Raw genomic sequence first — 19234 nt, forward strand, 5'->3', positions numbered from 1 at the left:
AATTTGAAGATAAAGCAAGAGGAAACACAATGTCTAAGATCGTTAAAGTTCTAGCTCGTGAAATCATTGACTCACGTGGTAACCCAACAATTGAAGCTGAAGTTCACCTAGAAGGTGGTTTCGTAGGTATGGCTGCTGCGCCATCTGGTGCTTCAACTGGTTCTCGTGAAGCTCTAGAGCTTCGTGATGGTGATAAATCTCGTTTCCTAGGCAAAGGCGTTCTGAAAGCTGTTGCTGCTGCAAATGGTCCAATCGCTGAAGCACTAATCGGCCAAGATGCAAAAGACCAAGCTGCAATCGACCAAGTTATGATCGACCTTGACGGTACTGAAAACAAATCAAACTTCGGTGCTAACGCAATCCTAGCTGTATCACTAGCTAACGCAAAAGCAGCTGCGGCATCTAAAGGCATGCCTTTATTCGAGCACATTGCAGAGCTAAACGGTACTGCTGGTCAGTTCTCTATGCCTCTACCTATGATGAACATCATCAACGGTGGTGAGCACGCAGATAACACTGTTGATATTCAAGAGTTCATGATTCAGCCAGTAGGTGCTAAGACACTTCGTGAAGCTGTACGTATGGGTTCTGAAGTATTCCACAGCCTAGCTAAAGTTCTTAAGTCTAAGGGCATGAGCACAGCGGTAGGTGACGAAGGTGGTTTCGCACCAAACCTAGAGTCAAACGAAGCTGCTCTTAAAGCAATTAAAGAAGCTGTTGAAGCTGCAGGTTACGAGCTAGGTACTGATATTACTCTAGCAATGGACTGTGCTGCATCTGAGTTCTACAACAAAGAGCAAGGTATCTACGATCTTAAAGGTGAAGGTAAGCAATTCACTTCAGAAGAGTTCAACTACTTCCTTAAAGATCTAACTGAGAAGTTCCCAGCGATCGTTTCTATCGAAGATGGTCTAGACGAATCAGATTGGGCTGGCTTCAAGCACCAAACTGAACTACTAGGTGACAAAATTCAACTAGTAGGTGACGATCTATTCGTTACAAACACTAAGATTTTCGCTGAAGGTATTGAGAAAGGTATCACTAACTCAATCCTAATCAAGCTTAACCAAATCGGTTCTCTAACTGAAACTCTAGCTGCTATTAAGATGGCTAAAGACGCTGGTTACACTGCTGTTATCTCTCACCGTTCAGGCGAGACAGAAGACGCAACTATCGCTGATCTAGCGGTAGGTACTGCTGCAGGTCAAATCAAAACGGGTTCTATGAGCCGTTCTGACCGTGTTGCTAAGTACAACCAACTTATCCGTATCGAAGAAGCACTAGGTGAGCGTGCTCCTTTCAACGGTCTTAAAGAAGTTAAAGGCCAAGCTTAATTTTTTATTAAGCGATAATTGAGTTTACTCAATTTGGTAAATAAAACCGCCTTGCAAGAGGCGGTTTTTTTATCGCTAAAATAAAAAACGCATCACTAAGCGGCATCAATATTTATGCAGGAATCAATGCTTATTTTGTATTGTTGTCATGAATGCTGTTTTTATTTTCAACAAAAAGAAGGGCTAAGTAAGGGAGATGTAAAGTCTCATGGCATAATAGTAGTCACCATTGACTGATTATGGGATTATTGCTGACTCGCAAAATGTATTCCAATTATTTAGGTTTATTCAATAATCGGAATGCAGCTTGCTGTTTAAAATTATGTCGCAGGGAGAAGTATGCGCCTGTTTATTATTGTATTATTGGTTCTTATCGCTTGGCTACAATATGATTTCTGGTATGGCAAAAACGGTATGAAAGAATTTACCGCTGTCACAGAGAGCGTAAGCTTACAACAAGCCGCTAATGCCGAATTACATCAGCGTAATCAGCAAATGTATGCGGAGATCAAAGATCTTCATGGCGGCAAAGAAGCTGTGGAAGAGCGTGCACGTACCGATCTTGGTTTGGTAAAACCAGGGGAAACATTTATTCGTGTTGTTAGTGATAGTAACTAATTACATATTTTAGTTAAGTGATGAGATAACCTTTCATGATCGATAAATGCATTGCTATTGTACCTGCTGCAGGGATTGGTAGCCGAATGGCCGCTGATCGTCCTAAGCAATATTTAACGATTGCTGGTAAAACTATTCTAGAACATTCGGTTGAGCGGTTATTAAGCTTGCCTGAAGTCCAACATGTTGTGGTTGCGGTGAGTAGGAACGATCCTTACTTTTCAACGTTACCATTAGCGAGCGATCCTCGCATTACTGTGGTTGATGGTGGTAATGAGCGTGTGGATTCGGTATTTTCAGGCTTAGCTGCAATCAATGATGATAACGCTTGGGTGATGGTACATGATGCCGCTCGCCCTTGTGTACGTATCGAAGATCTTCGTCAATTAATGGCTGCGGCTGAAACGTCTGAATATGGTGCAATCCTTGCCACGCCAGTACGCGATACCATGAAACGCAGTACTGTTAATTCAAATACACGAGCAGTGATTGATCACACCGTTGACCGTGAGCAACTATGGCATGCATTAACACCTCAAATGTTTCGTGTCGGTCAGCTACGTGATGCGTTAACGACCGCTTTAGCAAAAAAGGCGGTGATCACTGATGAAGCCTCTGCGCTTGAATTTTGTGGTTTTTCCCCCGTGTTGGTGAAAGGGCGTGCGGATAATCTAAAAGTAACCCAACCTGAAGATTTAGCTTTAGCTGAGTTCTACCTACGACAATTATTAAAGGAATAACCATAATGCGAATTGGTCATGGTTTTGATGTTCATAAATTTGGTGGTGAAGGCCCGGTAATTATTGGTGGGGTAGCGATCCCTTATGAGCAAGGTCTGATCGCTCATTCTGATGGTGATGTTGCACTACACGCGGTATGTGATGCATTACTTGGCGCAATAGGCGCAGGGGATATTGGTCGTCATTTTCCCGATACAGATGCGGAATGGGCTGGTGCTGATAGCCGATTTTTATTACGTGATGTCTACAGTAAAGTTAAAGCACAAGGTTACAGCCTTGGTAATGTAGACGTTACTATTATTGCACAAGCGCCAAAAATGGCGCCGTATATTGATGCGATGTGTCAAGCGATTGCAGACGATCTGGAAACAGATATCACCAATGTAAATGTTAAAGCAACGACCTCTGAACGTTTAGGTTTTACTGGACGTAAAGAAGGCATTGCTTGTGAAGCGGTTGTTTTAATTAAAAAGGTATCTTGAGCTTATGTCTCACTCCAACACTGCAGAAAATATAATGGATTGTTTTAATTGGCTACATGCAAAGCCAATCTGTCACGGACGTCTTAAAGCCAGTCCTCAGGACTTCATCGTTAATGAAGAACTTGGTTTTAAATTTAGCGGTACAGGCGAGCACCTGATGGTGAAAATTCGCAAAGTCGGTGAAAACACCAAATATGTAGTGAATGAGTTAGCTAAAGCATGTGGTGTTAAATCACGTGATGTTAGCTGGGCTGGGTTGAAAGATCGCCATGCAATCACTGAGCAATGGTTAAGCGTTCACTTACCGGGTAAAGCTGATCCTGATTTAAGCCAATTTGAAGCTGAACATCCAGGTGTCGAAATTCTTGAAGTGACACGCCATGATAAAAAATTACGCCCAGGTGATTTAGCGGGGAACTGGTTCCAATTACGCCTTACTGATCTAGATAACCTTGATGCATTAACTGAGCGTCTGGAAATGATCAAAGCACAAGGTGTTGCAAACTATTTTGGTGAGCAGCGTTTTGGTCATGGTGGTAATAACGTGGTTAAAGCACGTGCTTGGGGCAATGATGAATTCCGTGTACGTGATAAGAGTAAGCGAAGTTTTTACTTATCAGCAGCACGTTCTTGGATGTTTAACCAAGTATTATCAAAGCGAATTGAGCAAGGTTTAACCTCAACCATTATGGCAGGCGATTGCTTACAAATGGCAGGCGATGAGCGCACGTTTGTTGCTGATGTGGTAACTGATGGACTCCAACAGCAAGTCAATAGTGGCGAGGTAGCTATTACCGGTCCGTTGCTTGGTGATAATGCTCTGCCAACTCAAGCTGAAGCACAAGCATTTGAGTTAGCAATTGTTGAGCAAGAACCTGCTTTGGTTAAGCTTGTTCGAGATAACCGAATGCGTCATGATCGTCGCGCATTATTATTAATGCCTAATAATATGCAATGGCATTTTGAAGACAAAGATTTGATTGTTTCATTTGCTCTGCCTGCTGGTAGTTTTGCCACCTCGGTAGTGCGTGAGTTAATCATGCCACTTAACTCTGAGGTTGTGAATGATGAGAATATTGATCAGCAATGATGATGGCATTTTTGCCGAAGGCATCAATACACTTGCAAAAGAATTAAGCCAACTGGCCGATGTAATTGTGGTTGCACCCGATCGAAATCGATCGGGTGCTTCAAATTCATTGACCTTAGATTATCCACTGCGTATTCGGCAAGAAGCTGAAAACCGTATTTCAGTACAAGGAACGCCAACTGATTGTGTGCATTTTGCACTGAATGAATGGTTGGATGAACGTCCCGATATTGTCGTTGCAGGGATCAATCATGGCGCTAATTTAGGTGATGACGTGCTGTATTCCGGTACTGTGGCAGCGGCAACAGAAGGGCACTTTCTAGGTGTTCCTGCTATTGCAGTATCACTTGTTGGTAATACACACTTTATAACGGCAGCAAAGGTTGTGAAACAAGTGATTGAACAGCTATCTAAGCAGCCATTACCCAGCAACAATATATTAAATATTAATGTACCTGATGTGCCTTTTGAGCAACTTAAAGCTTGGCAAGTCACTCGTCTTGGGGCAAGACATCGTGCTGAAAATATGATCAAAGAGCATGATCCAAGAGGCCAACCACTATATTGGTTAGGCCCTCCTGGTCAATGCCAAGATGCTGGTATTGGTACTGACTTTTATGCGATAGAGCAAGGAGCGGTATCAATCACGCCTCTACAAGTCGATTTAACCGCGCATGATGCCATGGTTGGAATTGAGGGCTGGATGAAAAATGTGGAGATCCAGTAGTCATGCGGTATCAAAATCAAGTAGATAGCTTGATAACATTTTTAAACAATAAAGGGATAAGTAATCAACGTGTTCTCAATGCGATTGCAACAGTGCCTCGAGAGCGTTTTATTGATGAAGCTTTTTCCTATCAGGCATACGAAAATAATGCGTTACCCATAGGTAGCGGACAAACAATTTCTCAGCCTTATATTGTAGCAAGGATGACAGAGTTACTAGGGTTAACCTATCAATCCTCTGTATTAGAGATTGGTACTGGCTCTGGATATCAAACCGCCGTATTAGCACAGCTGGTTGAGCATGTTTATTCGGTTGAACGAATTAAAGCGTTGCAGTGGCAGGCCAAACGACGTTTCAAGCAGTTAGAGTTACATAATATATCAACCAAACATGGCGATGGCTGGCAAGGATGGGCAAGCAAAGGTCCCTTTGATGCGATTATCGTGACAGCTGCAGCAAGTGAGATCCCCCAGAGCTTACTTGCTCAACTTGTTGATGGTGGACGATTAATTTTACCTGTTGGTTGTCAACAGCAAGAATTGAAATTGATTGTTCGAAATGGCGAAGCATTTTGCGAAACCGTGATTGAACCCGTAAGATTTGTGCCTTTATTGGCTGGAGATTTGGCTTAAACCATGAATACAGAGTGTATGATGAAAAAAATAATTCAACCTTCCTTGTTAGCGGTGACGAGTATGATCCTGCTATCAGCTTGTAGTAGTCATACACCAGCACCGGTTGCCAATCTCAGCAAAGATTACTCACAATTAGAGCGTGGTAGTTTTAAAGGAAATTCATACACGGTAAAGAAAGGAGATACGTTATATTTTATTTCCTATGTTACGGGGCAAAATGTAAAAGATATTGTGAAAATCAATAATCTATCAGAGCCTTATATTATCTATCCAGGCCAGCGTTTAGTGCTCTCTAGTGGAAGTAATAGTTCATCATATAGTTCTTCAACGCCTCCTGTTGTGGTCAAGCCTCCTGTTGTAAATACCACTCCAACAACACCGAAAAAGCCAGTTGTTAAACAACCAGAGCAAAAAACAACCAATAAAACGGTTGCACAGCCAAAACCAAAAGAGTACTCTGAAAACTCAAAAGTTAACAAACCTGTAACAACTAAGCCAAGTACAAGTTCAGCAACATCTAAATGGGCTTGGCCTGTAAAAGGGAAAATTATTGCTGGTTTTTCTAATTCAGATAACGGCAATAGAGGTATTGATATTGCAGGTACGCGAGGAGAAGCTATTAAGGCGACTGCCGCAGGTCTTGTTGTATATGCTGGTGATGCGCTACCGGGTTATGGTAATTTAGTCATTATTAAGCATGGTGAAGACTACTTAAGTGCTTATGCACACAACGACAAAATTTTCGTAAAAGAACAACAACAAGTAAAAGCTGGGCAAAAGATAGCTTCCATGGGAAGCACTGGGGCTAGCAGTGTAAGGCTACACTTTGAAATTCGCTATAAGGGTAAATCCGTCGATCCGATGCGTTATTTACCGAAGTAAAAAGTGAAAGATCAATGATGCAGTAATAAGAGATGACATGATGAAGTTGTAATGTCTTGCTAACTCGCCATCTGGGAGGCGCTATGAGTAGAAGCAGCACAGCCACAAACCTTGATTCATTCACTTTAGACGAAGAACTGGATATTGATGTACCAGCACCTACGTCTGCTGATGATAGTTCTGAAACTACCGCAGCATCACCTGTAACCGATGATACAGATGATGCTGAACTTGCCAAATATGAGTCCACTCAAAAAGCACTGGATGCAACTCAACTCTATCTCGGTGAAATTGGCTATTCGCCCTTACTTACCGCAGAAGAAGAAGTATTGTATGCACGACGCGCATTAAGAGGCGATGAAGTCGCCCGTAAACGTATGATTGAAAGTAATCTTCGTTTAGTGGTTAAAATATCACGCCGTTATAGTAACCGAGGACTTGCGTTACTCGACTTAGTCGAAGAAGGTAATTTAGGCCTGATCCGCGCGGTTGAGAAGTTTGATCCCGAGCGTGGATTCCGTTTTTCTACCTATGCCACATGGTGGATCCGTCAAACGATTGAACGGGCTATCATGAATCAAACCCGTACTATTCGGCTGCCAATCCATGTCGTTAAAGAGCTCAATGTCTATTTACGTACAGCACGTGAATTAGCACAAAAGTTGGATCATGAGCCAACGGCAGAAGATATCGCTCAACAACTGGAAAAACCGGTTGATGATGTGAACCGTATGCTGCGCTTAAATGAGCGTGTGAGCTCGGTCGATAATCCGATCGGTGGGGATTCTGAAAAAGCACTGCTTGATATTATTCCTGATGAGAAAGGTGGCAGTCCTGAATCATCAACCCAAGACGATGATATAAAAAACTCTATTGTTCACTGGTTACAAGAACTCAACCCTAAACAACGTGAAGTGTTAGCGCGTCGATTTGGCCTATTAGGTTATGAGGCATCAACATTAGAAGATGTGGGACGAGAAATTGGTTTAACCCGTGAACGAGTACGTCAAATTCAAGTTGAAGGCTTACGACGTTTGCGTGATATGTTGACTCATCAAGGATTAAATATCGAATCACTATTTAATCAAGAAGTTTAGATTTAATATGGCTTTAACAATTATTTAAATCACTTTTTAAGAGCCAGTAATGAATTTAAAGTAATAAAAAAGGACGCTTCAGCGTCCTTTTTTGTATCTGATTTTAATGTTGTTTAATTAAAGCAGCGCCTTTAAACGATAGAGCTCATCAAGTGCTTGACGTGGTGTTAACTCATCAGGATTAACGTTTGCTAAAGCTTCTTCTACTTCACTCGGCTCTGGGATCAAACTTAATTGATGCTCTTCTTTAGGTGCGCCCGTTGTGATCTCGCTAGGTTGCAGAGCTTGTTGGTGACCTGATGCCTCCAATTGCTGTAGTTTGATCTTAGCGCGTTTAATCACCGTCTTAGGCACCCCAGCTAAGCTCGCTACCGCTAAACCATAAGACTTGCTTGCGGCACCTTCTTGTACAGCATGCATAAAGGCGATTTCATCACCATGCTCAACGGCATCAAGGTGAACGTTAGCTAGCCCTGTTAACAGTGATGGCAGCTCGGTTAATTCAAAGTAATGAGTCGCAAAGAGTGTCATGGCTGAGATTTTATCAGCGAGCCATTCCGCACTTGCCCATGCCAGCGATAAGCCGTCATAAGTACTGGTACCACGACCAATTTCATCCATTAAGACTAAACTTTGCTTGGTCGCATTGTGAAGGATATTTGCCGTCTCTGTCATTTCAACCATGAAAGTTGAGCGACCTGATGCTAAGTCATCAGAGGCACCAATACGGGTAAAGATGCGATCTAATGGACCAATTTTTACCGCCTCAGCTGGGACAAAAGAGCCAACATGCGCCATTAACGCAATTAATGCGGTTTGGCGCATATAGGTTGATTTACCACCCATATTAGGACCCGTGATGATTAACATACGACGGTCTTGATGAAGCGAAATAGGGTTGGCAATGAACGGTTCACTTAGCACATGCTCAACGACAGGGTGACGACCTGCTGTGATTTCAATACCTGTTTCTGTCATTAACTCAGGGCGACAGTAATTAAGGCTATCAGCACGTTCAGCAAGGTTGGTTAATACATCAAGCTCTGATAATGCACTTGCTGCATTTTGCAGTTGTTCAAGGTGAGGCAATAGCTTATCAAACAGTTCTTCCCATAACTTCTTCTCAAGAGCGAGTGCTTTTGATTTAGAATTTAAGACTTTATCTTCATGCTCTTTAAGCTCAGGGATGATGTAACGCTCTGCGTTTTTCAGTGTTTGGCGACGAACATAATGACTTGGTACTAAGTGACTTTGACCACGGCTTACTTGAATAAAGAAACCGTGTACTTGGTTGAAGCCCACTTTTAGGCTGTCGATGTCGTGACGTTCGCGTTCACTGGCTTCTAATTCTTCTAAGAATTTAGTTGCGCCATCTGCTAAATCACGCCACTCATCAAGTTCTGCGTTATAACCCGGTGCAAGAACGCCACCATCACGAATGATAACCGGTGGATTTTCAATAATGGCATGCTCAAGTAATTCACATAGCTCGTCCATCGGCGCTGCGTGAGTGGCTAAGTCGTTAATGCGTGTTTGGGGTATTTCCGCTAATAATTCAGCAAGTTCTGGTAGATACTGCATTGCTGTTCGCATGCGTGCTAAATCGCGTGGACGTGCTGAACGTAATGCAAGACGCGCAAGAATACGTTCTAAGTCACCCATGTGACGCAAGACGCCCGATACATCGACAAACATGCCGCTATTTTTAAATGCTTCAATGGCATCTAGGCGACCATTTAATTGTTTTTGATCGCGAATAGGTTGGTGAAGCCAGCGTTTTAATAAACGACTCCCCATCGGCGTTGAGGTTTGATCGAGGACGGCAGCTAGTGTGTTATCGTAGCCACCGGCAAGGTTTTGCGTTAACTCTAAATTACGACGTGTCGCAGCATCTAAGATAACCGCATGATCTTTAGTATCTAAAGTGATCGCACGAATATGTGGTAATGCCGTACGTTGGGTGTCTTTGACATATTGCATTAAACAGCCAGCCGCACATAGCCCTAACTCCGCATTCTCAACCCCAAAGCCGATTAAATCACGGGTACCAAATTGCAGAGTGAGTTGCTGGCGCGCGGTATCTAATTCAAACTCCCAAATAGGGCGACGACGTTTGCCTTTAAACGGTTCTACTAAATGTAGGTAGGTAAAATCTTCAGGATAAAGTAGTTCAGCAGGACTAGTACGTTGTAATTCAGCCTGCATTTCTTCTTCGCTGTTTGGCTCTGTGAGCATGAAGCGACCAGAGGTAATATCTAATGTTGCGTAGCCAAATTTATTATTTGCAGTATAGATAGCGGCAATTAAGTTATCACGTCGCTCGTTGAGTAACGCCTCATCACTGACCGTACCTGGCGTGACGATACGCACGACTTTACGTTCAACAGGGCCTTTACTGGTAGCCGGATCACCAATTTGCTCACAAATCGCAACAGATACACCTTGCTGAACCAATTTAGCTAAATAACCTTCAACCGCATGGTAAGGCACACCGGCCATCGGAATAGGCTCGCCATTGGTTGAGCCACGTTTGGTTAGCGAAATATCAAGCAGTTGAGAGGCACGTTTCGCATCATCAAAAAACATTTCATAGAAATCACCCATGCGATAGAACAATAATATATCAGGGTTCTCAGCTTTGATTCTTAAGAACTGCTGCATCATAGGTGTATGTTTTTCTAAGCCTTTTATCGTCACGATATTGCCTACTCTTGCTTGAACGTGGTCATGCCGACATAACAGCATGACCCATGAATATTTGATCGCTAAGGATACGTGAATCTGGCTATAGGGCAAAGTAGCGAAATACGTTTTTTTAGATATTTGCATTAGCCTTAGATAGGGGTAAAGTCGAGAAAGAAATTGTAATTCGTATTATGAAACGAAAAATCGAGAGCATTTCACGTTGATAGCGCTAGCAAGGAGCAAATAAAAATGAATATAGAACAACTTGCGACAGATTTAGGTCAGGCATTAAAAAATAAAAATTGGGTTGCAACGACAGCGGAATCTTGTACTGGAGGTGGTGTTGCTTATGCGATCACTGAAATTGCGGGCAGCTCTGCTTGGTTTAATCGCTCGTTTGTTACCTATAGCAACGAAGCAAAGCAAGAAATGTTAAGTGTTTCTAGCGCGACGTTAGCAGAATTTGGTGCGGTAAGTGAAGCTGTGGTATTTGAAATGGCTTGTGGCGCATTAGCGGCTTCACGGGCAGATATCAGTGTGGCGATCAGTGGCATTGCTGGCCCTGATGGTGGCAGTGAAGAAAAACCTGTCGGTACTGTCTGGTTTTGTTGGGCTGATGTAACGGGTTGGCGACAAACAACGTGTTGCCACTTTGAAGGCGATCGAAAAAATATACGATTACAAGCGATTGCTAAGGCATTGTCTGTCATGCTTGAACGAGCATCAAGTGTGGTGGAGTAGCACAAGGCTAATGCACATTTAACAAAAAAATTATGATCATCTATAGACACTGTATGAATAGACAGTATACTAGGCGGCATAGAAATACTTCACTCATTTCATTTTAGCATCCGTTGGAGAGTCGAATGGACGACAACAAACAAAAGGCTCTTGCCGCAGCGTTAGGCCAGATTGAGAAGCAGTTCGGTAAAGGTTCAATCATGAAGTTGGGCGATAACCGTACTATGGATATCGAAACCATTTCAACTGGTTCATTATCGTTAGATATTGCACTCGGTGCTGGTGGTTTACCGATGGGACGTATTGTAGAAATTTACGGTCCAGAATCATCTGGTAAAACAACCTTAACCCTTGAAACGATTGCAGCAGCTCAGCGTAAAGGAAAAACCTGTGCTTTCATCGATGCTGAACACGCACTTGATCCTATCTATGCGCAGAAGCTAGGTGTTGATATCGATCAGCTATTAGTTTCTCAGCCAGATACAGGTGAGCAAGCGCTTGAAATTTGTGATGCATTAGCTCGCTCTGGCGCGGTTGATTTAATCGTTGTTGACTCAGTGGCTGCTCTAACACCTAAAGCTGAAATCGAAGGTGAAATGGGCGACTCACACATGGGTCTACAAGCACGTATGCTTTCACAAGCGATGCGTAAGTTAACGGGCAACCTTAAGCAGTCAAACTGTATGTGTATCTTCATCAACCAAATCCGTATGAAGATTGGTGTGATGTTCGGTAACCCTGAAACGACTACTGGTGGTAATGCACTGAAGTTCTATGCTTCTGTTCGTCTTGATATCCGTCGTACTGGCGCAATCAAAGAAGGAGACGAAGTTATTGGTAACGAAACACGTATTAAAGTAGTTAAAAACAAAATTGCAGCACCGTTTAAGCAAGCTGAAACTCAAATTCTTTATGGTCAAGGTTTCAACCGTAACGGCGAGCTCATTGATTTGGGTGTTAAGCATAAGTTAGTAGAAAAAGCGGGTGCTTGGTATAGTTACCAAGGTGATAAAATTGGTCAAGGTAAGGCAAACTCTTGTAAGTACTTGGTCGAAAACCCTGCAATTGCTGCAGAAATTGAGAAAAAATTACGTGACTTGCTACTAACACCTGTGACTGAGGGTGATCAAGTTGACGAGAAAAATAGTGATATTGAAGAAGACGAAGCATTCTAAATTACGTTAATTCGTATCAAGAAACCCAATCCTAGGATTGGGTTTTTTTATATCTGGTGTATTTTAGTTATAGAATGAAAATTAGATCCTCCTTAGTGTTGTATTTTGTTTTAATATAAATGAACGTTATTTTTTACTAAGCTATAACGGTAACTCATTGATATCGCTTAATAGGTATATAGAAAGTGAAAGACGGTTTTTCGTTATTACATTGGACAGGACGCATTTTTAAGCGTTTCGCGTTATGGCTCTATAGTATTAGGCATATTTTTGTCGCATTATTTGTATTGGTTAATAGCGGTTTAATTTTCCATACTATTTATGGTTTACCGATTGATTTGATCGCGATCTTTAATGTGAAAGATTATGAGCAAATTAACCATAGTTTTTTAACTAACGCGCCTTATTTCATGCTGGGTGTATTTATAGCTTTAAGCTCTATTGGACTCTTTTTTAGAGCTCGAATATCGTGGATGATCAGTTTCACTTTAATGATCATCGATACGCTTTATACCGCGCATATCCACCCTGATCAGACCTATAATATTCACTATGGCTTAATTTCTTTATTAATTTTATTTCTAGTTCGTCGCCATTTTTCAAGAAGCAGTGTTGCTGCGGGTAGTATTTTTGCGTTGATCAGCGTGATCACGTTAATGCTCACGTCAACCTATGGTGCGCTGTATTTTGGAGATGGTTTTGACCCTAAAATTACCTCATTATTGACCGCGTTTTATTACGCGATAGAAACTATGTCGACAGTGGGGTATGGTGATATTGTTCCCGTTTCGGAGCCTGCACGATTATTTACTATCTCAGTCATAGTGTCTGGTATCACGGTCTTTGCTACATCGGCGACATCAGTATTAGGTCCTGTTGTTCATAGTGGTTTTGAGCGACTTGTTAAAGGTAATACTAAAAAAATGAATAGAACTAATCATTTTATTATTTGTGGCTTATCTAGCCTTGCAATCAATACAATAAAGCAACTGTCTTCTCGTAAACAACCAATCACCGTGATCGTATCTCCTCGGACTCAACAAGCAGCGAAGGATTTACTTGAAGATTTAGATGTTGTAGTGGGGGATTACAGCGACGGTGAGATCTTAACTCAAGCCGGTGTCATGAATGCAAAAGCGGTGCTCGCATTAAGTGATGACGATGCTGATAATGCTTTTATTGTGCTGTCAGCGATTGAATTAGAAAGCAGTGCACGTACGGTTGCATTGGTAAATGACAGTAAAAATATTAATAAAGTGAAAAGTGTGAATCCTGATATTGTGATTTCACCGCAGCAATTTGCTAGTGATATTTTAGCGCGGGTGTTAAATGGTGAAAGTATTGATAGTGATTCGATCGTTTCTTCACTTCTTAACTCTGTTCAAGGCTTATCAGCAAAAGAGATCTCGAAATAGGTAGCCGAAAAGTGTTTATCTCATAAATTACGCGAACGTCTCATTCAATCCTGAGCTATCACCTACCAAATGCATTAAATAATCGGATTATTTAATGCATTTTCCCATATAACATTTTCAGTTATTGCTGCCGTTGTTTTACAATAGCCCCCAAAAAATTTATCTTAGTTCGATTACTCAGCTCGACCTTTTAACTAAAGTATGTTTTTCATACCCAAAAAGGCGAGGAGGAAGATCACATAAGTATGATTTTCTGTCTTTCAATAAAGCATTAATTCAGGATTTGCCAATGTACATGAGCACTGATGAGATCCGCCGTGCGTATCTTGCGTTTTTCGAGAGCAAAGGCCACCAAATAGTGGAAAGCTCCTCTCTTGTACCTGCGAACGACCCAACATTGTTGTTCACAAACGCGGGTATGAACCAATTTAAAGATGTTTTCTTAGGTTTAGAAAAGCGCAGCTACACGCGAGCGACAACGGCTCAGCGCTGTGTACGCGCAGGTGGTAAGCATAACGACCTTGAAAATGTAGGTTTTACAGCGCGTCATCATACATTCTTCGAAATGTTAGGTAACTTCAGCTTTGGCGATTACTTCAAGCATGATGCAATTGCATACGCTTGGGAATTTTTAACCTCTGTTCTTAAACTGCCAGCTGATCGTTTGGTTGTGACTGTTTATGAAACCGATGACGAAGCATTTGAAATCTGGAACAAAGAAATAGGTATTCCAGCTGATCGTATCGTGCGTATCGGCGATAAGAAAGGTGGCAAGCCTTTTGAGTCTGACAACTTCTGGCAGATGGGGGATACAGGTCCTTGTGGTCCATGTACAGAAATTTTCTACGATCACGGTGATCACATTTGGGGTGGACGTCCTGGCACACCAGAAGAAGATGGTGACCGTTTCATCGAGATCTGGAACAACGTATTTATGCAGTTCAACCGTCAAGCTGACGGTACAATGGAACCGCTACCTAAGCCTTCTGTTGATACCGGTATGGGTATTGAGCGTATTGCTGCAATTATGCAAGGCGTACACTCAAACTACGAAATCGACATTTTCCAAACGCTAATCAAAGAAGCGGCGAAAGTGATCGGCTTTGACGATCTGTCTAACCAATCACTACGCGTTGTGGCTGACCACATCCGTTCATGTGCTTACTTGATCTCTGATGGTGTTATGCCGTCAAACGAAGGTCGTGGTTACGTACTTCGTCGTATTATCCGTCGCGCAGTGCGTCACGGTAACAAGCTAGGCGCACAAGGTGCATTCTTCTACAAGCTTGTAGGTCCACTTGCTGAGATCATGGGTACCGCTGGTGAAGAGCTAAAAGCACAGCAAGAACTAGTAGAAAAAGTTCTAAAGATTGAAGAAGACAACTTTGGTCGTACTCTTGACCGAGGTTTGACAATTCTTAACGAAGCACTCGATAACTTAGACGGTAAAGTGCTTGATGGTGAAACAGTATTTAAACTATACGATACGTACGGTTTCCCTGCTGATTTAACCAATGATGTTGCTCGTGAGCGTGGCTTCACTATTGATGAAGACGGTTTTGAAGCGGCAATGGAAGAACAACGTCAACGTGCTCGTGATGCGGGTAACTTTGGTGTTGATTACAACACAGCAATCAAAGTTGATGCTGAAACAGAATTCTGTGGTTACAGCGCAACAGACGGTGAAGGTGAAATTGTTGCCCTATACCGTGATGGTGTTGCTGTTGATAGCGTAAATGCAGGTGAAGAGGCGCTAGTCGTACTCACGAATACACCATTCTATGCAGAGTCAGGTGGTCAGTGTGGTGATAGCGGTATTCTTACTGCTGAAGGTGTACTGTTCAACGTTGCTGATACGCAAAAGTTTGGTGCAGCAATTGGTCATAAAGGTCAAGTTGCTGAAGGTACACTAACTGTTGGTCAAAAACTAACAGCGTCTGTAGATTCAGCGCGCCGTGCAGCAATCAGCCTAAACCACTCAGCAACACACCTAATGCACGCAGCACTGCGTAACATTTTGGGTGAGCATGTAGCTCAGAAAGGTTCATTAGTCAAAGCTGATGGTCTACGTTTCGATTTCTCTAATCTAGAAGCCGTTAAACCAGAACAACTACGCGCTGTAGAAACCATGGTTAACGACCAAATCCGTGCTAACCATGCGATTGAAACCAATATTATGGACATCGAAGCGGCGAAAGCGAAAGGTGCAATGGCACTATTTGGCGAGAAATACGATGATGAAGTACGCGTACTAAGCATGGGTGAGTTTTCAACTGAGCTTTGTGGTGGTATTCACGCAACTCGCACTGGTGACATTGGTCTATTTAAGATCCTATCTGAAAGCGGTATCGCGGCTGGTATTCGTCGTATCGAAGCGGTAACAGGCGCTGCGGCAATTGAAGCGATGCATAACGAAGATGTAATGCTAGCTAAGACTGCTCGTCTAGTGAAATCTGATTCAGCATCAATTGTAAGCAAAGTGGAAGCATTAGTTTCGCACAGCAAGCAACTTGAAAAAGAGATCCAACAATTAAAAGATAAGTTAGCGGCACAAGAAGGCGCAACACTTATCAATCAAACACAAGAGATTAATGGCGTTAAAGTTTTAATCGCAAAACTTAATGGCGCAGATAATAAAGCACTTCGTGGCATGGTTGATGAACTTAAAAATCAGCTAGGCAGTGGTGTTGTTCTACTTGGTAATGTAAGCGACGACAAAGTAGGCTTAATTGCAGGTGTAACAAAAGATCTTATTGGCAAAGTTAAAGCGGGTGAACTCGTTAACTTAGTTGCTCAACAAGTTGGCGGCAAGGGCGGTGGTCGTCCTGATATGGCGCAAGCTGGTGGTACAGATGCTGCAGCATTACCTGCAGCACTAGAAACCGTTGCACCATGGCTAGCTGATAAACTGTAATTACTGGAGAGGTAATGTGGCACTATTAGTGCAGAAATTTGGTGGAACATCGGTTGGCTCAATAGAGCGAATTGAAGCGGTGGCTGAGCGTGTGATAAAAGCACGCCAGTCAGGCCATCAAGTTGTCGTTGTTCTTTCTGCGATGGCAGGGGAGACCAATCGTTTATTAGGTTTAGCTAAGCAAATAGACGAAATACCAACACCGCGTGAGCTAGATGTATTGCTTGCAGCGGGAGAGCAGGTGTCAATTGCCTTGTTAGCCATGGCATTGAATAAACGTGGCTACAGTGCGGTATCGTTGATCGCTGATCAAGTTGTTATTCGAACAGATAATGCATTTAATAATGCCACTATTCGTGAAGTTGAAACGCAGCGAATAACCGCATTACTTGGCGACGATAACATTGTTATTGTCGCTGGCTTTCAAGGTCGTGATATTGATGGCAATATTACGACATTGGGGCGCGGTGGTTCTGATACCACCGCAGTAGCGATTGCAAGTGCGTTAGATGCAGACGAATGTCAGATCTTTACTGATGTTGATGGCGTTTATTCTACCGATCCAAGAATTGTTCCTACAGCAATACGACTCGATGTCATTCATTTTGACTACATGACGTCAATGGCTCGTTTGGGTGCGAAAGTACTACAGCTACAATCTGTTGAGTATGCTTGCCAGCATCGCGTTCCACTTCGTGTACTTTCTTCTTTTGATGATAGTGAAGGGACGCTAGTAAATTTTGATAGTATGGTTTCATCAACTATTATTGGTATCGCGTTACAAAATCAACATGCGTTGCTTGAAATAGCGCTTCCAGAAACTGAGATCAGCAAACATTTAGCATTATTTGGTGGAACTGCGTGGATTATTGCTCATGCAAGTGATGAGAATAAATCACAAATAGTTGTTGTAAATGATGATATTGCACGCTTGAAGCTAGTTTTTGATAGTAAAATGCGCCATATTGGTATGGTCTCCATTCTTTCCTTAGTAGGAGATAACACGGAACACTATTTGGATTCAGTTCAAAAGGTGTTAAAGGAGGCTAACATTAAAGTGCATACTTACCAGAGTGACAAACAATGTTTATCTTTGTTAATTAATGATGATGATCATGTCGCTGCTGTAGATTTAATCCATAAAAGGTTTGTGGTTGACGGCCAAAGTCTGGATAATCAATCATATCTCGCTGTTTCTTGAGCAGTGGCTATTTACGAAGTCGTAAATAATATTGGATAGTAAACGTTAAATTCTTATAAGATTGAGATGACTCAAGGAGCACATAAATGTTAATTTTGACACGTCGCGTAGGTGAAACCCTAATGATCGGTGATGAAGTGACCGTAACTGTTTTAGGCGTTAAAGGTAACCAAGTACGTATTGGTGTTAATGCACCTAAAGAAGTATCTGTTCACCGCGAAGAAATTTATATGCGAATTCAAGCGGAAAAAGAAACAGACTCTCAGGGTTCTGGTAACTATTAATTTGAAGAAGGTCTGGTATAAAACTAGGCCTTTTTTGTATTTGTAATAAATGAATGCGTTTAAATATTTATTTAATCGCGAGTAATTACAGGCCCCATTAAGTTAAAAGTAAGTGAATAATTCAACGCTTACGTTGTATAAATTACCTCATTGATTATTAAGTACGCATGCGGTTCGTGATTGTCATTTTTTATCAATAAAGTGATTGACTTATTTTTGGCTGACAGTAATATGAGCCCCCGAAAGACGGTGAGGTGGCCGAGAGGCTGAAGGCGCTCCCCTGCTAAGGGAGTATACGGTTTATCCCGTATCGAGGGTTCGAATCCCTCCTTCACCGCCATCTTTCAACTTGTTTTATCTTGATAAGATAAGTTAGCCATTAAGGCATTTAGTGCGCGCGTAGCTCAGCTGGATAGAGTACCTGGCTACGAACCAGGCGGTCGGAGGTTCGAATCCTCCCGCGCGCACCATTATTTAGAGTGATGAGTGGTAAACTTGTTATTCGCACCGATTTGTGTGGTGAGGTGGCCGAGAGGCTGAAGGCGCTCCCCTGCTAAGGGAGTATACGGTTTATCCCGTATCGAGGGTTCGAATCCCTCCTTCACCGCCATTATTATTGATGGCAACCTTGTTGATATCAATATGGTGTTTCTTTAGCGAGAAGCACCCAGTGCGCGCGTAGCTCAGCTGGATAGAGTACCTGGCTACGAACCAGGCGGTCGGAGGTTCGAATCCTCCCGCGCGCACCATTATTTAGGATGATGAGTGGTAAACTTGTTATTCACACCGATTTGTGTGGTGAGGTGGCCGAGAGGCTGAAGGCGCTCCCCTGCTAAGGGAGTATACGGTTTATCCCGTATCGAGGGTTCGAATCCCTCCTTCACCGCCATTTATTTTGCTTTCGTCAACGATTATCGCAAGGTAAGGTTTGTCGACTGCACTATTTCCTTTTATAGCTCAAAGGAATATCTTTCTCTAAGAAAGAACAGTGCGCGCGTAGCTCAGCTGGATAGAGTACCTGGCTACGAACCAGGCGGTCGGAGGTTCGAATCCTCCCGCGCGCACCATTATTTAAAAGTGATAAGCCTAACGCTTGTTGCTGTTACACCGATTTAGTGCGCGCGTAGCTCAGCTGGATAGAGTACCTGGCTACGAACCAGGCGGTCGGAGGTTCGAATCCTCCCGCGCGCACCATTTTTAAAAGTGATAAGCCT

At 42.6% G+C, this 19234-nt stretch carries 16 protein-coding genes and 7 tRNA genes; 22 read left to right on the top strand and 1 reads right to left on the bottom strand.

From position 1 onward, the window contains the following. Positions 1-29 precede the first annotated feature (29 nt). From eno to rpoS, 9 genes are all read left to right on the top strand, one after another. Positions 30-1334 carry a phosphopyruvate hydratase gene (gene eno, locus C9J38_RS08165; RefSeq protein WP_005371469.1) on the top strand — a complete coding sequence of 435 codons (1305 nt, stop codon included), beginning with the start codon at positions 30-32 and terminating at the stop codon, positions 1332-1334. Positions 1335-1673: 339 nt separating this feature from the next. Beyond that, positions 1674-1952: a cell division protein FtsB gene (gene ftsB / locus C9J38_RS08170; protein WP_005371471.1), complete on the top strand. Its 279-nt coding sequence runs from the start codon at positions 1674-1676 to the stop codon at positions 1950-1952. A gap of 35 nt (positions 1953-1987) precedes the next feature. Continuing rightward, complete coding sequence (ispD, locus tag C9J38_RS08175) at positions 1988-2692, top strand: 2-C-methyl-D-erythritol 4-phosphate cytidylyltransferase (RefSeq protein WP_107206634.1); 705 nt, start codon at positions 1988-1990, stop codon at positions 2690-2692. 5 nt (positions 2693-2697) lie between these two features. Next, positions 2698-3174 carry a 2-C-methyl-D-erythritol 2,4-cyclodiphosphate synthase gene (ispF, locus tag C9J38_RS08180; protein WP_107206635.1) on the top strand — a complete coding sequence of 159 codons (477 nt, stop codon included), beginning with the start codon at positions 2698-2700 and terminating at the stop codon, positions 3172-3174. 34 nt (positions 3175-3208) lie between these two features. Further along, positions 3209-4264 carry a tRNA pseudouridine(13) synthase TruD gene (truD, locus tag C9J38_RS08185; RefSeq protein ID WP_107206651.1) on the top strand — a complete coding sequence of 352 codons (1056 nt, stop codon included), beginning with the start codon at positions 3209-3211 and terminating at the stop codon, positions 4262-4264. Continuing rightward, a complete protein-coding gene (gene surE, locus C9J38_RS08190; protein WP_107206636.1) occupies positions 4242-4991 on the top strand; it encodes a 5'/3'-nucleotidase SurE in 750 nt (249 codons plus the stop codon). The genes truD and surE overlap by 23 nt, the downstream gene beginning before the upstream one ends. Before the next feature lie 2 nt (positions 4992-4993). Further along, positions 4994-5623 carry a protein-L-isoaspartate(D-aspartate) O-methyltransferase gene (locus C9J38_RS08195; RefSeq protein WP_005371478.1) on the top strand — a complete coding sequence of 210 codons (630 nt, stop codon included), beginning with the start codon at positions 4994-4996 and terminating at the stop codon, positions 5621-5623. A gap of 21 nt (positions 5624-5644) precedes the next feature. Then, positions 5645-6508, top strand: a complete 864-nt coding sequence (locus C9J38_RS08200) for a peptidoglycan DD-metalloendopeptidase family protein (RefSeq protein WP_107206637.1) — start codon at positions 5645-5647, stop codon at positions 6506-6508. Between the two features lie 83 nt (positions 6509-6591). Next, a complete protein-coding gene (rpoS, locus tag C9J38_RS08205) occupies positions 6592-7605 on the top strand; it encodes an RNA polymerase sigma factor RpoS (protein ID WP_107206638.1) in 1014 nt (337 codons plus the stop codon). A 117-nt stretch (positions 7606-7722) separates the two neighbouring features. On the opposite strand, the gene mutS is transcribed toward rpoS, so the two are convergent. Then, positions 7723-10302: a DNA mismatch repair protein MutS gene (gene mutS / locus C9J38_RS08210; protein WP_107206639.1), complete on the bottom strand. Its 2580-nt coding sequence runs from the start codon at positions 10300-10302 to the stop codon at positions 7723-7725. A gap of 237 nt (positions 10303-10539) precedes the next feature. Here mutS and pncC point away from each other — a divergent pair, with 237 nt between their 5' ends. The 13 genes from pncC (at position 10540) to C9J38_RS08275 (ending at position 19214) form a co-directional block, all read left to right on the top strand. Further along, positions 10540-11031, top strand: coding sequence for a nicotinamide-nucleotide amidase (gene pncC / locus C9J38_RS08215; RefSeq protein WP_107206640.1), 492 nt, complete (start codon positions 10540-10542; stop codon positions 11029-11031). Between the two features lie 125 nt (positions 11032-11156). Then, the gene (gene recA, locus C9J38_RS08220; protein ID WP_107206641.1) at positions 11157-12206 is read left to right on the top strand and encodes a recombinase RecA; all 1050 of its coding nucleotides are present in this window, start codon (positions 11157-11159) and stop codon (positions 12204-12206) included. 185 nt (positions 12207-12391) lie between these two features. After that, positions 12392-13621 (top strand): voltage-gated potassium channel protein, encoded by a 1230-nt coding sequence (gene kch, locus C9J38_RS08225; RefSeq protein WP_107206642.1) that lies wholly within the window; start codon positions 12392-12394, stop codon positions 13619-13621. A 289-nt stretch (positions 13622-13910) separates the two neighbouring features. After that, positions 13911-16535, top strand: a complete 2625-nt coding sequence (gene alaS / locus C9J38_RS08230) for an alanine--tRNA ligase (RefSeq protein WP_107206643.1) — start codon at positions 13911-13913, stop codon at positions 16533-16535. A gap of 16 nt (positions 16536-16551) precedes the next feature. Further along, entirely contained in the window at positions 16552-17736 is a 1185-nt protein-coding gene (locus tag C9J38_RS08235) for an aspartate kinase (RefSeq protein ID WP_107206644.1), read from the top strand. An 86-nt stretch (positions 17737-17822) separates the two neighbouring features. Continuing rightward, a complete protein-coding gene (csrA, locus tag C9J38_RS08240; protein WP_005371488.1) occupies positions 17823-18020 on the top strand; it encodes a carbon storage regulator CsrA in 198 nt (65 codons plus the stop codon). Positions 18021-18268: 248 nt separating this feature from the next. Continuing rightward, positions 18269-18360, top strand: a tRNA-Ser gene (locus C9J38_RS08245). Positions 18361-18413: 53 nt separating this feature from the next. Beyond that, a tRNA-Arg gene (locus C9J38_RS08250) sits at positions 18414-18490 on the top strand. Positions 18491-18538: 48 nt separating this feature from the next. Then, a tRNA-Ser gene (locus C9J38_RS08255) sits at positions 18539-18630 on the top strand. A 62-nt stretch (positions 18631-18692) separates the two neighbouring features. Beyond that, positions 18693-18769: transfer RNA gene (locus C9J38_RS08260), tRNA-Arg, on the top strand. A 48-nt stretch (positions 18770-18817) separates the two neighbouring features. Next, positions 18818-18909, top strand: a tRNA-Ser gene (locus C9J38_RS08265). A gap of 101 nt (positions 18910-19010) precedes the next feature. Beyond that, positions 19011-19087: transfer RNA gene (locus tag C9J38_RS08270), tRNA-Arg, on the top strand. A 50-nt stretch (positions 19088-19137) separates the two neighbouring features. Further along, a tRNA-Arg gene (locus C9J38_RS08275) sits at positions 19138-19214 on the top strand. The last annotated feature ends 20 nt before the right edge of the window (positions 19215-19234 follow it).

Source organism: Photobacterium sp. GB-210, from assembly GCF_003026075.1.
Taxonomy (GTDB): domain Bacteria; phylum Pseudomonadota; class Gammaproteobacteria; order Enterobacterales; family Vibrionaceae; genus Photobacterium.